Consider the following 20,378-nt stretch of genomic DNA (forward strand, 5'->3'; position numbering starts at 1 on the left):
AAAAAATAGAATAAAGCTTTGAAACAGTAGAATAATTGCTACAAATACTAATCAGATTATTTTGTGTTCTATACATTATTTAATAATCCTGAACGGAAGATTAGTCAGTAAATCTTTAATAATAAATTGGGGTCAGGACAGTTTTGCAAATAATAAGGCAGTTTATTGTTACTACATACACCAGGATAATCACCGTAATAGTGTTCAATGTTTTTTATAATTTGAAAGTGTAGATGTGGAGCATAATCTCCATTTACTGTGGGTTCTCCTAGTGAAGCTAATTGCTGTCCTTTTGCAAAAAAATCCCCTGCTTTAAGACCAGCAATACTTTCTAATGCTAAGTGACCGTACAATGTATAAAAAACGTGTTCTTCTAATTGATGTTCCAATATAATTGTTGGGCCATAATCGCCGAGATTATTATTGTATTGAAAGCTATGTACTTTTCCATCCAAAGCTGACAAAACAGGAGTTCCTGCTCTAATCCATAAATCTAACCCGATATGGATATTGCGTTCATCAGTGTCTGAATTATTAAAAGCAGTACTTCTTTTGTATAAATTGCGTATTTCATTATAACCACCATAAGCTACAGAGGCTTTATTTTTGGCTAAAAGCTGTTCTATGTATTTTTCAAATTCAGTTGCATCAGAAATATTTAGTTGATTCAATTCCAGATTGGAAGCTGATAGATCCAAAGAAACATATTTGGAATAGGGAATAGAGCTGTCTATAACTTTGATGTTTTTTAAATCTGAAAATAAAGTTTCTAATGGTGTCATTTGGGAAAGGAAATAAGTTTGACTAAAGATAAAAAAAAATCCATTCGTTGTTGCGAATGGATTTTTGAATATTGTATTTTTTACTTAATATAAACTTGGAAATTTTGAAGGATTTACTTCGTTCATCATTTCATAAACTTTCTCATAAATATCTTCTGCGGAAGGTTTGGAGAAATAATCACCGTCTGTTCCATAAGCAGGTCTATGTGCTTTGGCAGTCAAAGTTTGGGGTTTGCTGTCTAAATAATTGTAAGCATCTTGTTGTTCTACAATTTGTTGCAAAATATAAGCAGAAGCTCCACCCGGTAAATCTTCGTCAATTACCAATAATCGATTGGTTTTTGCAATGCTTTTAGCAATATCACTATGAATATCAAATGGAAGTAAGGATTGCAAATCGATAACCTCACAATCAATACCTACTTCAAATAATTCTTTAGCAGCTTGTTCGACTAGTCTTAATGTTGATCCATAAGAAACAAGTGTAATATCGGTTCCTTTTCTCAATGTTTCTACTACACCAATTGGGGTTTTGAATTCACCGTAATTCAAAGGCATTTTTTCTTTCAATCTATAACCGTTCAAACATTCGATAACCAAAGCAGGTTCATCACATTCCAATAAAGAGTTATAAAAACCAGCCGCTTGTGTCATATTTCTTGGCACCAAGACATGGATTCCTCGAATAGCATTGATAATCATGCCCATTGGAGAACCAGAATGCCAGATACCTTCCAAACGATGTCCACGAGTACGAATGATAAGTGGTGCTTTTTGTCTACCAACCGTTCTGTATTGCAAAGTAGCTAAATCGTCACTCATGATTTGGATCGCATATAGTAGGTAATCTAAGTATTGAATTTCGGCAATGGGACGTAATCCTCTTAATGCCATTCCAATTCCTTGTCCTAATATGGTAGCCTCACGAATTCCAACATCGGCAACGCGTAATTCTCCATATTTTTCCTGCATTCCTTCAAGACCTTGGTTTACATCACCAATATTTCCTGCATCTTCTCCAAAAATTAAAGTTTCCGGATATTTAGAGAAAATAGCATCGAAATTATCTCTTAGAATCATTCTGCCATCGGTATCTTCCGCAGAATGATCAGGGTATTGAGGTAAAACTTCTTTAACTGAAAATATATTTTTATTCGATTCAGAAAATAAATTACTACTGAATTTGATTTGTGTTTTTTTGATATAATTATTGATCCAACTGGATAATTCTAATTTGTCTTCCTCATTGATAATTAGTCGTAATGTTTTACGGGCAGCCACCAATATTTCTTTTTTCAAAGGAGATTTAATACTTTTTAAACTAGAAATAGTTTTAAGAATCTCGTCTTTTTTTACACTGGTTACGGCTACTCGTTCCAGAATAGCGATTAATTCATTTTGCTCTTCTACTATTGGACTGATAAAAGCATTCCAAGCTGCTTTTTTACCTTCAAAAACTTCTTTTTTGGCTTCTAAATCAATAGCATCTATTTCTTCTGGTGACGCAATATTGATGGCAATCATCCATAATTTCATTTGACGAATACAATCAAAATCTTTTTCCCATGCCAAACGAGCTGCATTTTTATATCTTTCATGCGAACCAGAACTAGAGTGCCCTTGAGGTTGTGTAAGTTGATTAACATGAATCAAAACAGGAACGTGATTTTCACGAGCTATTTGTGCTGCTTTTTCATAAGTAGCAATCAAATCCACATAATCCCAACCTTTTACTTTTAGTATTTCAAAACCATTCGAATTTTCGTCTTTTTGGTATCCTTTCAAAATTTCAGAAATACTTTCCTTTGTAGTTTGGTGTCGTGCATGTACCGAAATGCCGTACTCGTCGTCCCAAACACTCATCACCATTGGTACTTGTAATACTCCAGCTGCATTAATGGTTTCAAAGAATAATCCTTCGGATGTACTGGCGTTTCCAATAGTTCCCCATGCAATTTCATTTCCGTTTATAGAAAATTGGTCAGCATTTGGAATACCCGGAACGTTTCTGTATATTTTTGATGCTTGTGCCAGTCCAAGTAATCTTGGCATTTGCCCAGCAGTAGGGGAAATATCGGCGCTAGAATTTTTTTGTTGTGTTAAGTTTTTCCAAGATCCGTCTTCGTTCAAACTATGGGTTACAAAGTGACCTCCCATTTGTCTTCCTGCAGACATTGGTTCAAGATCAATATCGGTATGACCATATAAACCAGCAAAAAATTGTTGAATGGTTAATTCGCCTATCGCCATCATAAAGGTCTGGTCGCGATAATAACCTGAGCGGAAGTCTCCATTTTTAAAGCACTTGGCCATTGCAAGTTGTGGAACCTCTTTGCCATCTCCAAAAATACCAAATTTGGCTTTTCCAGTTAATACTTCTTTACGGCCTAATAAACTACATTCTCTGCTTATTATGGCAATTCGGTAATCATTTAAGACTTCAGTTTTAAAATCTTCAAATGTTAAACTAGTATTGACTTTCTCTTTTATCATAATTTAAAAGTATAGCTTTAATGGCGCAAAAGTAATCAAAAACTATGTATATATCATTATACGATTCTGTATTTTTGTAATTTTTTATGAAATAATTTCCAGTAAAACATATATATTTTTATGATATATGTAATTTTAACTTAAAAAATTAAGTAAAAGTTTAATATTTTAAACTTTTTGTTTTGAATTAAAACCATTTTCGGGTAAAAAGATTAATTAATGATTTTGGATTGAAAATAAAGATAAATCGTATTTTTTCGCTGTAATTTTTTTGGGTTGCTTCAAATCCATTGGAAGAATACACAGGAAAGAATAATTCGAAGTAATCTTGAACTAAATTAAGTCGTATTCCACTATCATAAATAAGGGTGTCTCGCATTCCTTTGTTTTTTACAAAACCAAAATCGGCATAGGCATCTACCCAATTCCATAATAGACTATAACTCAAATTTGTTGTTACCAACCATTGATTGGATTCCGATGGACTAACGAACGATTTAAACCCTCCTTGCCCCATAATGTATTGCTGACTTAATAATCCAGTTTCATCAGATCGTGCATAAAGGGGATAATCAAACAAATAATCATTCACTCTGGAAACACCGAAATTGTAGTTTTGAGTGTCATTGGTATTGTATAAAAAAGTACCTACAAATGCCCTAACATTAAAATAACGCTTATCTTTAAATAGTTTACGGTATTCCATTTCAGCCGACGCTTTACCGAAATAACCAGAAAATTGAACATCCGCTAAAAATTTAACATGACTTGCGATCTCCGTTTTTACATTTGAATATTTCAAATTTAAAATAGAATAATTGTCAGTACTGTCAATTACAATAGCTGATGGCTCTTTGTTAATTATATTATATTTTACAAATATTGCTTGTTTTCTATTGTCTCTATAACTGGGTTCCCGAAAGTATAATGATAAACTTGGATACAATTTTGAATATGCAGCATCTGGTGCATAATGGTAATATGATCCGTTTAAAGAATACCGGATATTGTATAATCTTCCTTCTCTCAAATATTGATTTATTGCAAATGAATAACTCCCAACAATTGATTTGGTATTGATAGAGTACATCGGACTCAAACTAAACATAAATGGCTTATCAAAAAAACTATAGTTGTAAAAATTTATTCCTGGCGCAAAACCATCGTATTTATTATAAAATAGGGTAGGTACATAGAATAATTGAGAGCGGTGCGGATCTTCCAGATCTTGAAAAAAAGTGAGTTTCAATGGGCGGTTTAGTGAAAATGAATACAATGATTTCCAATTGTTTCTCAAATTGAATTCGGGCACTTCATTTTTATAATTCAGCACTAGTTTATCTACACTTTTTCTTTCTAATGTCAATGTAGTATCAATTTCATTGGTTTCAAGCCATTTTTTAAAAATAATCTGCTTGTCTTTAATCCCAAATATCGGCATCGGAACCAATGGAACTCCTTTGTTTTTTACTGTAAAAGTTATACTGTCTTTTGTTTTAGAAAGGTCTCCAAATTTATAATCAATGTTTTCTCTGCTATCTATTAGGTAATTAAAAAACCAGTCAATATTTTTCGGAGAATTTAATTTTAAGAGGTTTTCAAAATCACTTCTGTTGGTTTGTCTTTCATAATTTAAAACATAAAATTGCTGGATACCGGATGAAACCAAACCTTGGCCCAGATAGTCGTCTAAATATTGCAAGCTCAAGCCAGCTTTGTATTTATTGGCAATCTGAACATTGTATTTTATTAACTTATTTTTGGGCGCATTTAGGGGCTGATCCAGATTTTTTCTGGCCATCAGCATATAGTAATAACTGTATTGCTCGTTAAAATCAGTTTGGGCCATTTTAAATCCTTTGAGCAAAAAGTATTTGGATGCCGATCCCATCATCTTGCTTTCCGGATGGTATTTTTTAATATATTTAATCATTGTAAACACCTGAATTCCATCATAAATCCAATTGTCTTTTCTGGAATCCAATTGCAAACTATTTTTTAGGTAATTATTCAAATAGGTTTTTAAAAACTTTATTTCAAATATAAAATCAGTATGAAAAGGTCGCATAAATTTGGGTAATTGATTCAATCCATAAAATGGATTTTTTTCATAGTCCGCTTCCGAAATGATTATTTTATCATATGGATATTTTCCAATCTCGTTAGTGCCAAAATCTACAATTCTTTTGATAATGCCTGCTTTTAAAGAATCATTAAATCTTCCGGAACTAATATTGGTCATGACTTCCAAATCACCAATTTTATAGCTCCTGTAACTCGATTCCTTTTCTATAATAAGTTCAAAATCAGCTCTGTTTTTGCCCGTGAGATTAACACCAGTTTCTTGTTCAGTAATTACTAAATTGTTAATTGCCAAATCCGTAGTAATGGCATTTTTGAGTGGAATTTTCAAATCAATATCAAAATCTGAAACGGCATTGGCTATATCATCAAGATTTTCGTTGCTGTATTGTACAAATTGATGCCTTTCATAGCGAGAAGGTGTAAGAAACCAGTTTTTAAGATGCATGCCATAATGCTCAAAAGATCCATATTTAGTGAATTTGTCACTAGGAATTTTCGAAATATACTTAAGATGTAATTTTACTTTTTGGTTTGGAACTAATATTCTTTTCAATAAAACCTTGACATAATCAGGATTCATTTTGGTTCTTTCCCAATCAAAAGCATTTTTATCTGTGTCTTCAATATATAAATTAATAGTTCCTCCGCGATCTTCTTCCAGAGCCATGTGAAACTTATTGTAGAATTCATCCGAAAAACGTTTTCCCAGCGGACTTTCTTTTTCCGAAAAAGCATTATTCCAATCGTTTAAGACAATAGATGTTAAAGTGTCATTGGTTTGATTATAAAAAGTAATTTCTTGATCAACTGTTAGGGTTTTGGCTTCCATATTCACAACTACAGACATCTTGGAGTGATGCTGTGCATATTGTTTTTGGAAAACAAACAAAACAATAAGAAACAGGGGGATTTTATAATGAGTTTTCAATTTGGGGATGTATAAGTTAACTGAAAAATATAAAACTAAAACAAGTTACAAAAAATTAAGAAAAGTTCAGTATTAATTAGTCAAAATACATCAATATACGTTAAATTAAAAGAGCCGACTCGTCTTCTGGGACGAGACGGCTTTCTGTATTAAAAATTAGGACTCAAATCATATTTTTTGTAGAATTTATCCAGTACATCAACTACTTCATCCTCAGTGTCTACAAGTTTAAATAAGTTCAAATCTTCAGGGCTTATTGTATGCTCTCTTTCTACTAAAACTGCTTTTATCCAATCGATTAAGCCGGACCAAAATGTAGTTCCTACTAAAATAATGGGGAACCTAGCAATCTTTTTTGTCTGAATCAAAGTAATCGCTTCAAACAACTCGTCCATAGTTCCAAAACCACCTGGCATCACCACAAATCCTTGCGAATATTTCACAAACATTACTTTTCGAACAAAGAAATAGTCAAAATTTAGGTTTTTATCTCTGTCAATATAAGGGTTAAAATGCTGCTCAAAAGGCAATTCGATGTTCAGCCCCACCGAAGTTCCACCGCCCAAATGAGCTCCTTTGTTACCTGCTTCCATAATTCCGGGACCACCACCAGTAATCACGCCATAACCCGCTTTACTGATTTTGAAAGCAATTTTTTCGGCCAATAAATAATAATGATCCTCTGGTTTAATCCTCGCCGATCCAAAAATAGTCACACAAGGTCCAATTCGGCTCATTGCATCATATCCATTTACAAACTCGGACATAATTTTAAAAATCGCCCAACTGTCATTACTTTTAACATCATTCCAAGTTTTTTGCTTCAATCTATCTTGGATTACTCTGTCTTCGTCGTTGTCAAAATCTTCTAATCTCATACTAATTTTATTCTTATTATATTTATTTAACCCTGAGCGAAGTCGAAGGGGAGCTATTTACCGCTATTCGCTTCAATCTTATGAGCCGAACCCCAGCTCATAAGGATTTCCACTTCTATCGGGGCTAGGGCATCCGTTTTTCAATTTAAGTTTTGGTTTTAATATTTAGTGAACATTTTTACAGAGTTTACCGGCTTTTAATTTCATCCCAGTTTAACATTCTACTTGGGTTTGCTTTACTCTTTTGAATTCTATCATTAACCAATTGTTGATGTTCCAAAGGAATCTCGCTATCATTATCCCAAATAGCTTCATTTAGTTTTAATTTTTCTGATGGAGACAATTGCTTAACAACATCCAATAACTGTTGGAAATCCAAATCGACTTTTAGACTTAAACTACTCATAGCGGATAATTTTATATTAATCTAAGATAACTCTTTTTTCAAAAACTGTGCCGTATAGCTTTTTTTATTTTTTACAATTTCTTCTGGTGTTCCTTTGGCCACAAGCTGTCCGCCACCTTTTCCTCCTTCTGGACCTATGTCAATAATGTAATCGGCTAGTTTGATAACATCCATATTGTGCTCGATAATCAAAATCGTATTTCCTTTGTCGACCAACTTATTTATCACATCCATCAACACTCGAATGTCTTCAAAATGCAAACCTGTTGTAGGTTCGTCCAGAATATAAAATGTATTTCCGGTATCTTTTTTAGACAATTCTCCTGCCAGTTTGATGCGTTGCGCTTCGCCGCCAGAAAGCGTGGTGCTTTGTTGACCAAGTGTGATGTAGCCCAAACCAACATCCTGAATGGTTTTTACTTTTCTATAAATCTTGGGAATCATTTCAAAGAAAGGAACCGCTTCATCCACCGTCATATTCAACACATCCGAAATGGATTTTCCTTTGTAGCGAATCTCCAATGTTTCTCTGTTAAAGCGTTTTCCTTGGCAAGTTTCACATTCCACATACACATCGGGCAAGAAATTCATTTCTATGGTTCGAACTCCAGAACCTTCACAGGTTTCGCAACGTCCGCCTTTGACATTAAAACTAAAACGTCCTGCTTTATAACCCCGAATCATACTCTCTGAAGTCATCGTAAACAGGTTTCGGATTTCGGTAAAAACCTCGGTGTAAGTTGCAGGATTCGAGCGTGGTGTTCTTCCAATCGGACTTTGGTCAATATCAATCACTTTATCGATATGTTCTAAACCTTCAATTTTTTTATATGGTTTCGGTATCTTGACCCCATTAAAATAATACGCATTCAAAATAGGGTAGAGGGTTTCATTAATTAAGGTCGATTTTCCGCTTCCCGAAACGCCAGTCACACAAATCATTTTACCCAAAGGCAAATCAATCGTTACATTTTTCAAGTTATTTCCAGTGGCTCCAGTGAGTTTCAGGAATTTTCCGTTTCCTTCACGACGTTTTGACGGTATTTCGAGTTTCATTTTTCCATTCAAATACTGAGCCGTAATCGTATTGGATGCCAACGTTTCAGCAGGAGTTCCAATACTGATGATTTCACCACCATATTTTCCTGCTTTTGGACCAATATCAATCACATAATCGGCGCGTTCAATCATGTCTTTGTCGTGTTCCACCACGATTACAGAGTTTCCGATGTCACGCAGTTGTTCTAAAGAATGAATCAATTTGTCATTGTCTCTTTGGTGCAGACCTATACTTGGTTCATCCAAAATATACAAAACACCCACCAACTGAGAACCAATTTGTGTCGCCAAACGTATACGTTGTGCTTCGCCACCCGAAAGCGATTTGGAACTTCGGCTTAAAGCCAAATAATCCAAACCAACATTCATCAAAAACGCCAATCGATCTTTGATTTCCTTGATTACTTCGGTTGCAATACGTTTTTGTTTATCGGATAAATGTTGATCTAATTCCAAAAACCAAGCGGTCAAATCCGAGATATCCATATCACACAATTCGGATATACTTTTTTCGTTTATTCTAAAATAATTGGCCTCTTTTTTTAAACGGGAGCCTTCACAAACCGGACATTTTACTTCGTCCATAAAAGCCGAAGCCCAACGTTTTATAGTAGTTGAACCGCTTTCGTCGTGTTGGTTTTTTATAAAATGGGAGATTCCTTCAAAATCAATTTTATAATCTCTCGCAACGCCCAAAACTTCAGAATTGATGGTAAACTTTTCTTTCCCGCCATTCAAAATCATTTCCATGGCTTCTGCCGGAATTTTTTCGATGGCATCGGTCAGTTTAAAACCATATTTTTCTCCGATAATTTCCAATTGCTTAAAAATCCAGGATGATTTGTATTCGCCTAAAGGTGAAAAACCACCCGCTTTGATGGATAATTTTGGATTCGGAATAATTTTGCTAACATTAATTTGATTGACAGTTCCCAATCCGTTACAATTATCACAGGCGCCTTTTGGAGAATTGAAAGAAAACAAATTCGGTTCTGGATTTTGATAGGATATTCCAGTAGTAGGACACATCAAATTCCGACTAAAATAGCGTACTTCATTCGTGTCTTGGTCCAGTATCATCAACACATTTTCACCGTGGTGCATTGCAGTATTGATACTTTCTGACAGACGTTTTTCGTTTTCAGGAGTATCTTCAATTACTATTCTGTCCACAACAATTTCGATATCATGAGTTTTGTAACGGTCTAATTTCATTCCAGAAACTAAGTCCAGAATATCTCCATTGACACGAACTTTGAGGAATCCTTGTTTGGTTATTTGCTGAAAAAGCTCGGCATAATGTCCTTTTCTGGCACGAATAACCGGTGCGAGTATGTTAATTCTTTTCCCAGTAAAATCCTGAATAATCAAATCTTTAATTTGATCATCCGAGTAGGAGACCATTTTTTCGCCCGTATTGTAACTATAAGCATCTGCACCACGAGCATAAAGCAAACGGAGGAAATCATAAATTTCAGTAATGGTTCCCACTGTAGAACGTGGACTTTTGCTCGTCGTTTTTTGTTCGATAGCAATAACAGGGGAGAGACCATCAATTTTATCAACATCGGGACGTTCTAATCCGCCAAGAAATTGTCTCGCATAAGCAGAAAAGGTTTCTACATACCGACGTTGTCCTTCGGCATAAATGGTATCAAATGCCAAAGAGGATTTTCCAGAGCCCGAAAGTCCGGTAATAACTACCAGTTTTTCTCTGGGAATGGAAACATCTATATTTTTTAGATTGTGAACGCGGGCACCTTGAACTTCAATCGTATTGTCTGTATCTAGCATAATTTTTGCAAAAAAGCAAAGTTACCATTTTGATTGCTACTTTTGATAGAACAGTATGGAAGTTTGTGTTAAAAAAGAGGATTAATTTTTGATTTATAAGTTCTTGAAAAAACAAAATCTCGTTGTTTATTAAATTGATCTTATATGTGCGTGAGGGATAGAAGCTAGCTACCAAAGTAGCGCGGATAGCCCGACCCCGTTGAGCAAAGGAGCTAAATAAGCGGTACTTTAAATTAGCTCCTTTGCTCAACGGGGACACGCCCAAATTATTCTATAGTCATCGATTTTAACTTGGTTCTATACGCTTCAAGGGCAACCGATTTGGATATAAAACCGTAGTATTTATCATCACTTACCACTGGAAGAAAGGCTTTTTTGGATGATTCAAATTTATCCATTACGATTTCCATACTATTTGAAGGATGGATTATAGCAACTGGGTCAGTCATAATTTCTTTGACTAAAGTGTATTTTACACGGTAGGAATTGAAAATAATTTCTCGAATATCATTAAAATGAACAATTCCCAATAGCCGATTTTCTTTTGAAACTACGGGAAAAATAACTTGATTGGAATGGGATATCAAATCAACTAATTTTTCGAGATTCTCCTCGGGTGAGATGGTTAAATAATCTCTCTGTATGATGGCATTTGTGTCTAAAGTTGAAAGCACATTGGCATCTTTATTACTGGTGAATACATGTCCTTTTTTTGCTAATCCCTTAACATCCAAAGAATGCACTTCAAATCGTTTTGAAATAGCAAAGCTAATAGAAGATACAATCATAAGCGGTATCATCAAACCATAACCGCCAGTAATTTCAGCAATTAAGAAGATCGCGGTCAGAGGTGCATGAAACAATCCGCTTAAGATACCAGCCATACCAACCATTGTAAAATTACTGATAGGTAAATTTGTTAAGCCTATTAAATTCAATAGTTTAGAAAAGAAAAAACCAACATAAGAACCTAAAAACAGGGAGGGAGCAAAATTTCCACCATTACCGCCACTTCCCAAAGTTATTCCTGTTGCAAACGCTTTTAGCATAAAAGAACAGCCGACAAAAGCCAACAATGCCCAACTATTATCTCTAAATCCTCTAAAAAGGGTGTTTTCTAGCAATTCACTTGGGTCTTTATCTGATAATATTCTAATGCTCTCATATCCTTCACCAAAGAGCGTTGGAAAAATAAATATTAAAAGGGCTAAAATAGATGCCCCAAAAAGCGCTTTTTTATAAGGTGAAAACCGGATGTGACTGAAAAAATGTTCTGTTCTTTGAAAATTTCGTGCGTAAAAAACGGCAACAAATCCAGTGCATGTGCCAAGAAGGATGTAATATGGAATATTGTGATAATTGAAAGTTTGTCTGCTTGTGAAATTTAATAAAATCGTTTCGTCCAATGCAATTGCTGATACCAAAGCTCCAGTTGCAGCAGCTATCATTATGGGTGTAAATGCGGATATACTGACATCGACCAACAAAACTTCAATGGCAAATAGAACTCCTGCGATAGGAGCGTTAAAAGCAGCGGCTATTCCAGCGGCTACACCGCAACCAATGAGTAAGGTTCTGTCTTTATAATTCAGTTTGTATTTTTGAGCATAATTGGAACCGAAAGCAGCTCCAGTTATTACAATAGGACTCTCCAATCCAGCTGAACCTCCCAAACCCACAGTAAGTGAGCTCGTAACAATTTGCGCATACATTTGTTTTCTGGGAATGATACTTGCTTTTTTTGCAACCGCATATAAAATCTGAGAGGTACCTTTTTCAATTGTTCCTCCTAAAAAACGTTTTATTACAAACACCGTAAGCATAATACCAATTACGGGGAGCATTATTTTAAGAAGGCCTATCTTAAAAAAATTGGTATGAATCGTCACATAGGTTGCAAATCTAAATACCCAGTGTGCGAATGTTTTTAGAATAATTACTGCCGTAGCAGATGAAATTCCAACCAAGACACTCGATAAAAAGATAAATTGCTTTGGGCTAAATGCAGACTGGGATAGAGCAAGCAGTTGTTCTATTTTTGAAAAAAACTTTTTAAACATTGTATCTTTAAACTTGGTTTATCACAAAAATAAGCTTTTTTAATATAAAAAAGGAAGAACTATTCCATCAAAGACATTGCATGTTTAGCAACTATTCCAAAATTATATCCTTGTGCTTCATCATAACCCGCATAATTGACGGCGATAAGTTGACCACATTCGTTAAACACTGGTGAGCCGCTGGCGCCATGAGTTGAAGTGACATTATACTGAACACTGACGCCATCTGATTCTTTATTGATTTGGCCTTCATAAACTTGCACTTTGATACCTCTACGCGTGTTCGCTAATTGTAGCCCCATTGGGTATCCAATCAAAATGGCATTGGTTCCTGGTTTTATACTTGAATCATCTTTTACTGCATTGTCTAAATCAACAATGTCCGATACGGAAGCAGGTAATGTCTCACTTGTAAGTTGTAAAATAGCAACATCCACTTCGTCTCCATCGGCTATTTTTAAAACTTTGCATTGCAACCAATCATCTTTCGAACCATGCAATGCCACACTTATTTCAACGGTTTTAGGAACAATTTCGATATCTTCAAGTTTGGTGAATACAATTTGGCTTGTTATTGCTTTTTCTTCTGATTGATTATCCGATATCAAATCATTTACTTCGGTATTTACACTAGTAGAATCTACATTGGCAACCGCCTCTGCAGTTGTTGCTACCGGAGCATCTTCCTCTGAATATTCTTCTTCACCTTCATCACCATAATAGTCATTCCAATGTAATTCAAGATAGGTTTTATAGTCTTTTTTATCAATAGAATCAGGCAAAACAGCTGCGATATGATTTTTCAAATCGCTAAGGTCCTCATTTTTGTCTTCAGTATATTTCCAAGGTTCAGCAACGTGATGATTTGTGACAATTTTTCCATCTTCTGAAACAAAAAAACCAGTTCCTGAAATTGTTTTTCCATCAAATGAATTATCGTCAACTGTAATTTGAAAGGGTTCAGACCCTTTTATGGAAATTTGCAAAGCATAAGTATGTTTAACAAGAACAACTGCATCTTTGTATTTTTCATAAATTGCAGTTTGATTATTTAAACAAACTACTTCTTTTTTATGGAATTTTGCCCAAACTCTGGGAATAATAATGATTCCCAGAACAAATACAATTCCAATAATCAATGCTATCTTTTTATTTCTCCCTTTGTTGTTGGATTGCAATGTGTTTGCATTAGATTTTTCTTCCGAAGCTTGATTATCTATCATTTCTTAAATTTTTGATAGCAAATTTAATAAAAGAAAACGTACTAATTAAATTGTCGCTTGTTTTAATCTAAAATATTTACAAACGTAAATTTAAAATACTTAATTTCAACTACTTAATTTTTTTTAAACTAAAAACAATAAGTGGCATACGATTATTTAAGAATGAAAAGACTCAAACAAATAGGGTAAGAATAAATATTATTTGATGTTTTTCAAAGCTTCTTTCTTACTCAATTTTTTTAAATCAGAACAGGAAACAAAATTTCTGACCGCTTCTGGATTTGTTTTGGCATATTCCCGCAATGCCCAACCAATGGCTTTTTGAATAAAAAATTCGTTGGATGTTTTATGCTTCTCACATATCGATTTCAATAAATCAAAATTCGTTTTTTCTTTATAACCCAACTGAAAAAGAATAGCGCTTCGATTGAGCCATATATTTGCTGAATTTGAAAAACGAGCGATGACAAAATCTGTTTCTAAAGGGAATTTTTGCAAATAATCGCCTAAAATAAATTTGGCAATAACATCAACACTGTCCCACCAAGAGTTGGTAATGATGAGTTTTTCGATAAGCAGAATGTCCTCTCTTATATAATTATTCTTGAGGTTTTTGATTACGATTTCTAAAGCACAATATTGTAGTTCGCGCTCCTTTTTAGAATACAATAACAAAGCAATTTCTCTTGTATTATCAGACACTTCTCTTTGATTTACTGCCCAAATAGCTTTAAGAATTCTTCTTCTTTCTTCCGTTTTTATACCAAAAAACAGAAAGTTGTTCCTCATGTATTTTGACATAGCAACTGCATTTCCGGCGTTGCTTTTTATTGCAAAAGCTTTTTCTAAAGAGGAAATAAAAATCATAATATAAAAATTCAATTTGCAATCTGTACCTAACAATCTAAAATTTTAATATCCAACCGCTTTATCATCTCCCCTAAAATCGGCACCGCCTTCAATCTTCCCGTCAGGCAGTATTAAAATAGCATCCACTTTTCCAATTACGGGGGTTGTTTTCTCATTGATAAGGTATCCTTTAGTTTTTAATTTTTCAAATGTGGTTGAATCAAAAGTATTAGGTTCAAATGTAATGACATCTGGCAACCACTGATGATGAAATCTCGGAACATTGACTGCTTCTTGCATTCCCAAATTGTATTCATAAACATTGAGAATGGTTTGCAAAACAGATGTAATAATGGTTGAACCTCCGGGTGATCCGACAACCATAAATAATTTTCCGTTTTTCTCAACAATTGTGGGAGTCATAGAACTCAACATTCTTTTTTGTGGAGCGATACTGTTGGCTTCGTTTCCAACAAGTCCAAACATATTGGGTTCACCGGGTTTAGCACTAAAATCATCCATCTCATTGTTTAGGAAAAAGCCCAATTCATCACAATAATATTTCGAACCAAAGCCATCATTTAGGGTTGTCGTAGCAGCAATTGCATTTCCAAATTGATCAACGATCGAGTAGTGGGTAGTCTCTGTACTTTCATTATAAGTTATTTTTCCTTCTTTAATTTGAGACGATAAAGTTGCTCTATCTAGATTGAAGCTGGACATTCTTTCTTTTAAATAATTATCATCCATCAACTCTTTCAAAGGGATTTTTACAAAATCCGGATCCCCCAGAAAATAACTTCTATCGGCATAAGCTCTGCGTTCGGCTTCCACAATTACCTGTATTGATTGGGCTGAATTGTGACCCATTTTGGATAACTCGTATGGCTCAATCATTTTTAAAATCTGTGCTAGACAAATACCGCCACTGCTAGGAGGAGCCATCGAAATTACCTTTAAATCTTTATACGTAAAAGATAAGGGAGCTCTCCATTTGGCTTCATACTTAGCCAAATCTTTCATCGTAATAATTCCTCCCTTTTCTTTAAGGTATTTAACCATTTTTTTTGCGGTCTGCCCTTTATAAAACTCATTTCTTCCATTTTTTGAAATTCTTCTCAAAGTGGATGCTAAGGCGGGATATTTTATGGTGTCATATTCTTTGTATAGTTTGGAATATAATGAACCTGTTCCGTTTATTTTAATCAGTTCGTCATGATAATCACTCAAACGTTGTGCTTGTTTTTTAGTAACAATAACTCCTTTTTCGGCTAATGCAATCACGGGTTTCAAAATTTCGGACATTGGCATAGAACCATATTTATCGTGAACGGCAAATACTCCTGCAATAGTTCCTGGAACGCCAATAGCGAGCGGTGATTCAGTACTTTTTCCTTTAATTACATTTCCGTCTTTGTCCAAAAACATATTTTTGGTGGCCGCCAATGGTGCTTTTTCTCTGTAATCTAGCGAGCCAACTTCACCATTTGCTTTGCGAAATACCATAAACCCGCCACCTCCGAGGTTACCTGCATAAGGATAGGCGACTGCCAAAGCCAATTCGGTGGCGACCATAGCATCAAATGCATTTCCGCCTTTTTGCATAATTTCAGCACCAATTTTGGAGGCTTCTTCTCGTGCCGAAACCACCATTGCTTTGTCAACAACAAGACCTTTGACTGTTGTGTTTGTCTGTTCAAAACTATTTAAACAGATAAGTAGTATGGGAATGTATATTTTTTTCATTTTTAAAATCGATTAATATCCAGATGCGTTATTATCTCCCCTTTTGTCCGCTCCACCTTCTAATTTACCATTTGGGAGTACCAAAATAGCATCAACTTCACCAATATTTTGATTGTTTTTTTCATTGATGATGTAGCCTTTCTTTTTTAAATCATCCAATAAAGATTTTGAAAACGAATTCGGTTCAAAAACGACTTCATCAGGTAACCATTGATGGTGAAAACGTGGTGAATTGACCGCCTCCTGCATACTCAAATCAAACTCGTAAACGTTCAAAATAGTTTGCAAAACCGAAGTAATGATAGTGGATCCTCCTGGAGTTCCAACGACCATAAAGAGTTTTCCGTTTTTCTCAACTATTGTTGGAGACATAGAACTCAACATTCTTTTTCCGGGTGCAATGCTATTGGCTTTTGATCCTGTCAAACCATATAAATTGGGCACACCCGCTTTGGCACTAAAGTCATCCATTTGGTTGTTCAAAAAGAAACCCAATTCATCACAATAAATTTTAGAACCATAATTGTCATTTAAAGTAGTCGTTACAGAAACTGCATTTCCTTTGGCATCCACTATTGAATAATGGGTTGTTTGCTTGCTCTCGTAACCTTGAATCGTACCGTGGGCAACATCCGAAGATTTTGTGGCTTTGTCAAATGAAAAATTGCTCATTCTATTTTTTAAATAGGTGGAGTCTTGCAATTCTTTCATCGGAAGTTTTACAAAATCAGGATCTCCCAAGTAATAGTTTCTATCGGCATACGCTCTACGTTCCGATTCTGTAATTACTTGAATGGCTTTCATGCTATTATGTCCCATTTCGGCAAGATCATACGGCTCAATCATTTTCATAATTTGCTTCAAACAAATACCGCCGCTGCTAGGAGGTGACATCGAAGTAATCTTTAAATCCTTATATTTAAAAGTGATTGGAGTTCGCCATTTTGCTTGGTATTTAGCCAAATCATCAAGGGTAAAAAGACCTCCTTTTTTTTCCATAAAAGTAACCAGTTTTTGTGCCGTCTCTCCTTTATAAAATTCATCTGCCCCATTTTTAGAAATTCGCTTCAATGTTTCGGCCAAAGCCAAATATTTGATGGTATCCCCAACTTTATATACTTTCGAAAACAAACTATTTGGTCCGTTGGCTTTTATAAAAGAAGCTCGGTAATCTGCCAAACTTTGAGCTTGATATTCAGTAACGACAACGCCTCTTTCTGCTAGAGCAATTACAGGTTTTAAAATTTCACTTATAGGTAATGAACCATATTTTTGATGTACTTCGAATACACCGGCAATCGTGCCAGGAATTCCTGAGGCCAAAGCTGTTTCGGTACTTTTTCCCTCAATGACATTTCCTTTTTCATCGAGATACATATCTTTTGAGGCTGACAAAGGGGCTTTTTCTCTGTAATCTAGAGCTCCTGTTTCACCGTTAGCCTTTCTAAAAACCATAAATCCTCCGCCACCAATATTTCCTGCTTGAGGATGGCTTACCGCCAAAGCCAATTCGGTGGCAACCATAGCATCAAAAGCATTTCCACCTTTTTTCAAGATTTCGACACCAATTTTAGATGCTTCTTCTCGAGCCGAAACTACCATAACTTTGGAAGTCACTAAACCTGTTGGTTCAACTACTTTTTCATTCGATTTGCAACTTAGAAACAATATTGCAATTAGAAGGATGTATTTTCTCATAGGGATTCTAATTTTTGTTGGGATTGTATTTTGACATCTTGGAAGAAAGAGGTAAATTCTTGCTCAAATTCGGTATAATATTCAATAAGTTCATTGGGAGAAAAACGCATTTTAGATTCGTTTTTGGTTCGACTGTCCATTTGTGTCAAAATCTTACTGATTCCCTCAACGGTTTGATAACTGACTAACCAATTGTATTCAATCATATAAGGCATCATTCCTTTGGTTCTTTCGGATAAAAAATCATAATTATCACGTAACGATTGGTAAAAGTTTTCGGTGTAATCCACTAAGGTTTCACTTGAATAATTACTCCAATTTTTGGCTAAAAAATGATCATAAAAAACATCGACAATTACGCCTCCATAATGATGATAATTTCGATGCAAGCGCTTGGTGCTTTCCCTAAACACAGGATGAGCATCGGTATAAGTATCAATAAAACGATGCAATTTAATCCCCTTTTGAATTTCTAATGGATAAGTTTCAAATTGTTTTCCCCGAATTCCATCCGCCATAAAGTTCCCGATTTTTATCAAATCATTGTCTCCCGATAAATAGATGTGGGCTAGGAAGTTCATTTTTTGGTGGGTTGTTAAGGTTCTTTAGAAACAAAGATTCTAAGTTTGCATTCGTAAATGTATAAACTTTTTTATTGATTATTTTATAAATTAAAACAAGAGAGTAAATGAATGATTTTCATATTCTCAGAAAATCAGGGATTCAAGAACCTATTTTTATAAAAACTTAGCGTATCAGCAACTCAGAAACTCGGCAACTTTTTTATATTTGTATTAAAATAACCATTAATTCAATAAAATGACTTTAATAAAATCAATATCCGGAATACGAGGAACAATAGGAGGGAAAGTAGGAGATAATTTGACACCTGTTGATGCTGTAAAATTTGCTTCGGCGTATGGAACTTGGCTAAAGAATTATTCCAAAAAAGATAAGCTGACTGTAGTAGTAGGTCGTGATGCCCGTATTTCGGGACCTATGATTCACAATTTGGTAATCAATACACTTATAGGATTAGGAATTGATGTAATCGATTTGGGATTATCTACAACTCCAACCGTTGAAGTAGCTGTTCCTTTGGAAAAAGCCGATGGTGGAATTATTCTAACAGCTTCTCATAATCCAAAACAATGGAATGCCTTGAAATTATTGAATGAAAAAGGAGAGTTTTTGAATGGAGCAGAAGGAGAAAAAATTCTTGAGATTGCCGAAGACGAAGCTTTCGATTTCTCAGATGTAGACAACTTGGGCGAAATTACTGTAAATGATGCTTATATGGATATTCATATCGATGAAGTATTGAACTTACCATTAGTAGATATTGGAGCAGTAAAAGCGGCTAAATTTAAAGTAGTTGTTGATGGCGTAAATTCATCAGGTGGAATTATTATTCCAAGATTGTTAGAATTGATGGGTGTAGAAGTGGTGAAATTATACTGTGAACCCAACGGTCATTTTCCGCACAATCCAGAACCTTTGAAAGAACACTTAACCGATATTTCAGAGTTAGTGGTTAAAGAAAAAGCTCATTTGGGAGTTGTCGTCGATCCAGATGTAGATCGTTTGGCTTTTATCTGCGAAGACGGTGAAATGTTTGGAGAAGAATATACATTAGTCGCTTGTGCCGATTATGTTTTGAGCAAAACTCCCGGAAATACAGTATCTAATATGTCTTCTTCTCGTGCTTTGCGTGATGTGACCAATAAACATAACGGAACTTACGAAGCGAGTGCGGTAGGCGAGGTGAACGTCGTGGAATTGATGAAAAAGAACAACGCAATCATTGGTGGGGAAGGTAATGGCGGAATAATTTACCCGGAATCTCATTACGGCCGTGACAGTATGGTAGGTGTGGCTTTGTTCTTAACACATTTGGCCAACAAAAAAATGTCGGTTTCGGCTTTGCGTGCATCATATCCAGAATATTATATGAGCAAAAACAAAATAGAATTAACACCTCAAATTGATGTTGATGCGATTCTTGTCGCGATGACCGAAAAATACAAAAACGAAGATATTACGACAATAGATGGTGTGAAAATTGACTTTGCTGATAACTGGGTGCATTTAAGAAAATCGAACACCGAACCGATTATTCGTATTTATACCGAGGCGTCCAGTCAGAAATTGGCAGATGACTTGGCCTTGCGAATTATAGATGAAATAAAAGCAGTAGCTGGAATATAAAACTAAAAAAAACCGACGTAAGAGCTACCGTCTGGACACAACTTTTTTATCTTTGAGATAAAAAAATGCAGACAAGACATTTTGAAGATTTAAAAGACAAGCGATTGTTGAATAGAGGAAATTCTATTCTCAATCGCTTGTTTGCTAAGAGTATTTATTCGATACGTCA

Annotated in this window: 13 protein-coding genes; 1 reads left to right on the forward strand and 12 read right to left on the reverse strand. The window is 35.0% G+C overall.

Annotation, left to right across the window (positions count from 1 at the left end; genetic code table 11):
* Window positions 1-104: 104 nt before the first annotated feature.
* The 12 genes from KZH69_RS17480 to KZH69_RS17535 all read right to left on the reverse strand — a co-directional run bounded on the left by KZH69_RS17480 (window position 105) and on the right by KZH69_RS17535 (window position 18,582).
* Window positions 105-782: a peptidoglycan DD-metalloendopeptidase family protein gene (locus tag KZH69_RS17480; protein WP_219318771.1), complete on the reverse strand. Its 678-nt coding sequence runs from the start codon at window positions 780-782 to the stop codon at window positions 105-107.
* A gap of 84 nt (window positions 783-866) precedes the next feature.
* Window positions 867-3,275, reverse strand: coding sequence for an alpha-ketoacid dehydrogenase subunit alpha/beta (locus tag KZH69_RS17485; RefSeq protein ID WP_219318772.1), 2,409 nt, complete (start codon window positions 3,273-3,275; stop codon window positions 867-869).
* Between the two features lie 187 nt (window positions 3,276-3,462).
* Window positions 3,463-6,288, reverse strand: coding sequence for a gluzincin family metallopeptidase (locus KZH69_RS17490; RefSeq protein WP_369410679.1), 2,826 nt, complete (start codon window positions 6,286-6,288; stop codon window positions 3,463-3,465).
* 149 nt (window positions 6,289-6,437) lie between these two features.
* Window positions 6,438-7,166, reverse strand: coding sequence for an LOG family protein (locus KZH69_RS17495; RefSeq protein ID WP_219318773.1), 729 nt, complete (start codon window positions 7,164-7,166; stop codon window positions 6,438-6,440).
* A 187-nt stretch (window positions 7,167-7,353) separates the two neighbouring features.
* Window positions 7,354-7,572: an addiction module protein gene (locus KZH69_RS17500; RefSeq protein WP_219318774.1), complete on the reverse strand. Its 219-nt coding sequence runs from the start codon at window positions 7,570-7,572 to the stop codon at window positions 7,354-7,356.
* Between the two features lie 21 nt (window positions 7,573-7,593).
* Window positions 7,594-10,425: an excinuclease ABC subunit UvrA gene (uvrA, locus tag KZH69_RS17505; RefSeq protein WP_219318775.1), complete on the reverse strand. Its 2,832-nt coding sequence runs from the start codon at window positions 10,423-10,425 to the stop codon at window positions 7,594-7,596.
* Between the two features lie 266 nt (window positions 10,426-10,691).
* Window positions 10,692-12,485, reverse strand: a complete 1,794-nt coding sequence (locus tag KZH69_RS17510) for a chloride channel protein (protein ID WP_219318776.1) — start codon at window positions 12,483-12,485, stop codon at window positions 10,692-10,694.
* A 59-nt stretch (window positions 12,486-12,544) separates the two neighbouring features.
* Window positions 12,545-13,708, reverse strand: coding sequence for a S1 family peptidase (locus tag KZH69_RS17515; protein WP_219318777.1), 1,164 nt, complete (start codon window positions 13,706-13,708; stop codon window positions 12,545-12,547).
* 198 nt (window positions 13,709-13,906) lie between these two features.
* Window positions 13,907-14,575 (reverse strand): DNA alkylation repair protein, encoded by a 669-nt coding sequence (locus KZH69_RS17520; protein ID WP_219318778.1) that lies wholly within the window; start codon window positions 14,573-14,575, stop codon window positions 13,907-13,909.
* 45 nt (window positions 14,576-14,620) lie between these two features.
* Window positions 14,621-16,303 carry a gamma-glutamyltransferase gene (gene ggt, locus KZH69_RS17525; RefSeq protein WP_219318779.1) on the reverse strand — a complete coding sequence of 561 codons (1,683 nt, stop codon included), beginning with the start codon at window positions 16,301-16,303 and terminating at the stop codon, window positions 14,621-14,623.
* A 12-nt stretch (window positions 16,304-16,315) separates the two neighbouring features.
* Window positions 16,316-18,001, reverse strand: a complete 1,686-nt coding sequence (gene ggt, locus KZH69_RS17530; protein WP_219318780.1) for a gamma-glutamyltransferase — start codon at window positions 17,999-18,001, stop codon at window positions 16,316-16,318.
* A complete protein-coding gene (locus KZH69_RS17535; RefSeq protein ID WP_219318781.1) occupies window positions 17,998-18,582 on the reverse strand; it encodes an acyl carrier protein phosphodiesterase in 585 nt (194 codons plus the stop codon). The genes ggt (KZH69_RS17530) and KZH69_RS17535 overlap by 4 nt, the downstream gene beginning before the upstream one ends.
* Window positions 18,583-18,820: 238 nt before the next feature.
* Here KZH69_RS17535 and glmM point away from each other — a divergent pair, with 238 nt between their 5' ends.
* Complete coding sequence (gene glmM, locus KZH69_RS17540; RefSeq protein WP_219318782.1) at window positions 18,821-20,209, forward strand: phosphoglucosamine mutase; 1,389 nt, start codon at window positions 18,821-18,823, stop codon at window positions 20,207-20,209.
* Window positions 20,210-20,378 lie beyond the last annotated feature (169 nt).

The sequence above is a fragment of the Flavobacterium taihuense genome, assembly GCF_019351435.1.
GTDB classification, from domain to species: Bacteria; Bacteroidota; Bacteroidia; order Flavobacteriales; family Flavobacteriaceae; genus Flavobacterium; species Flavobacterium taihuense.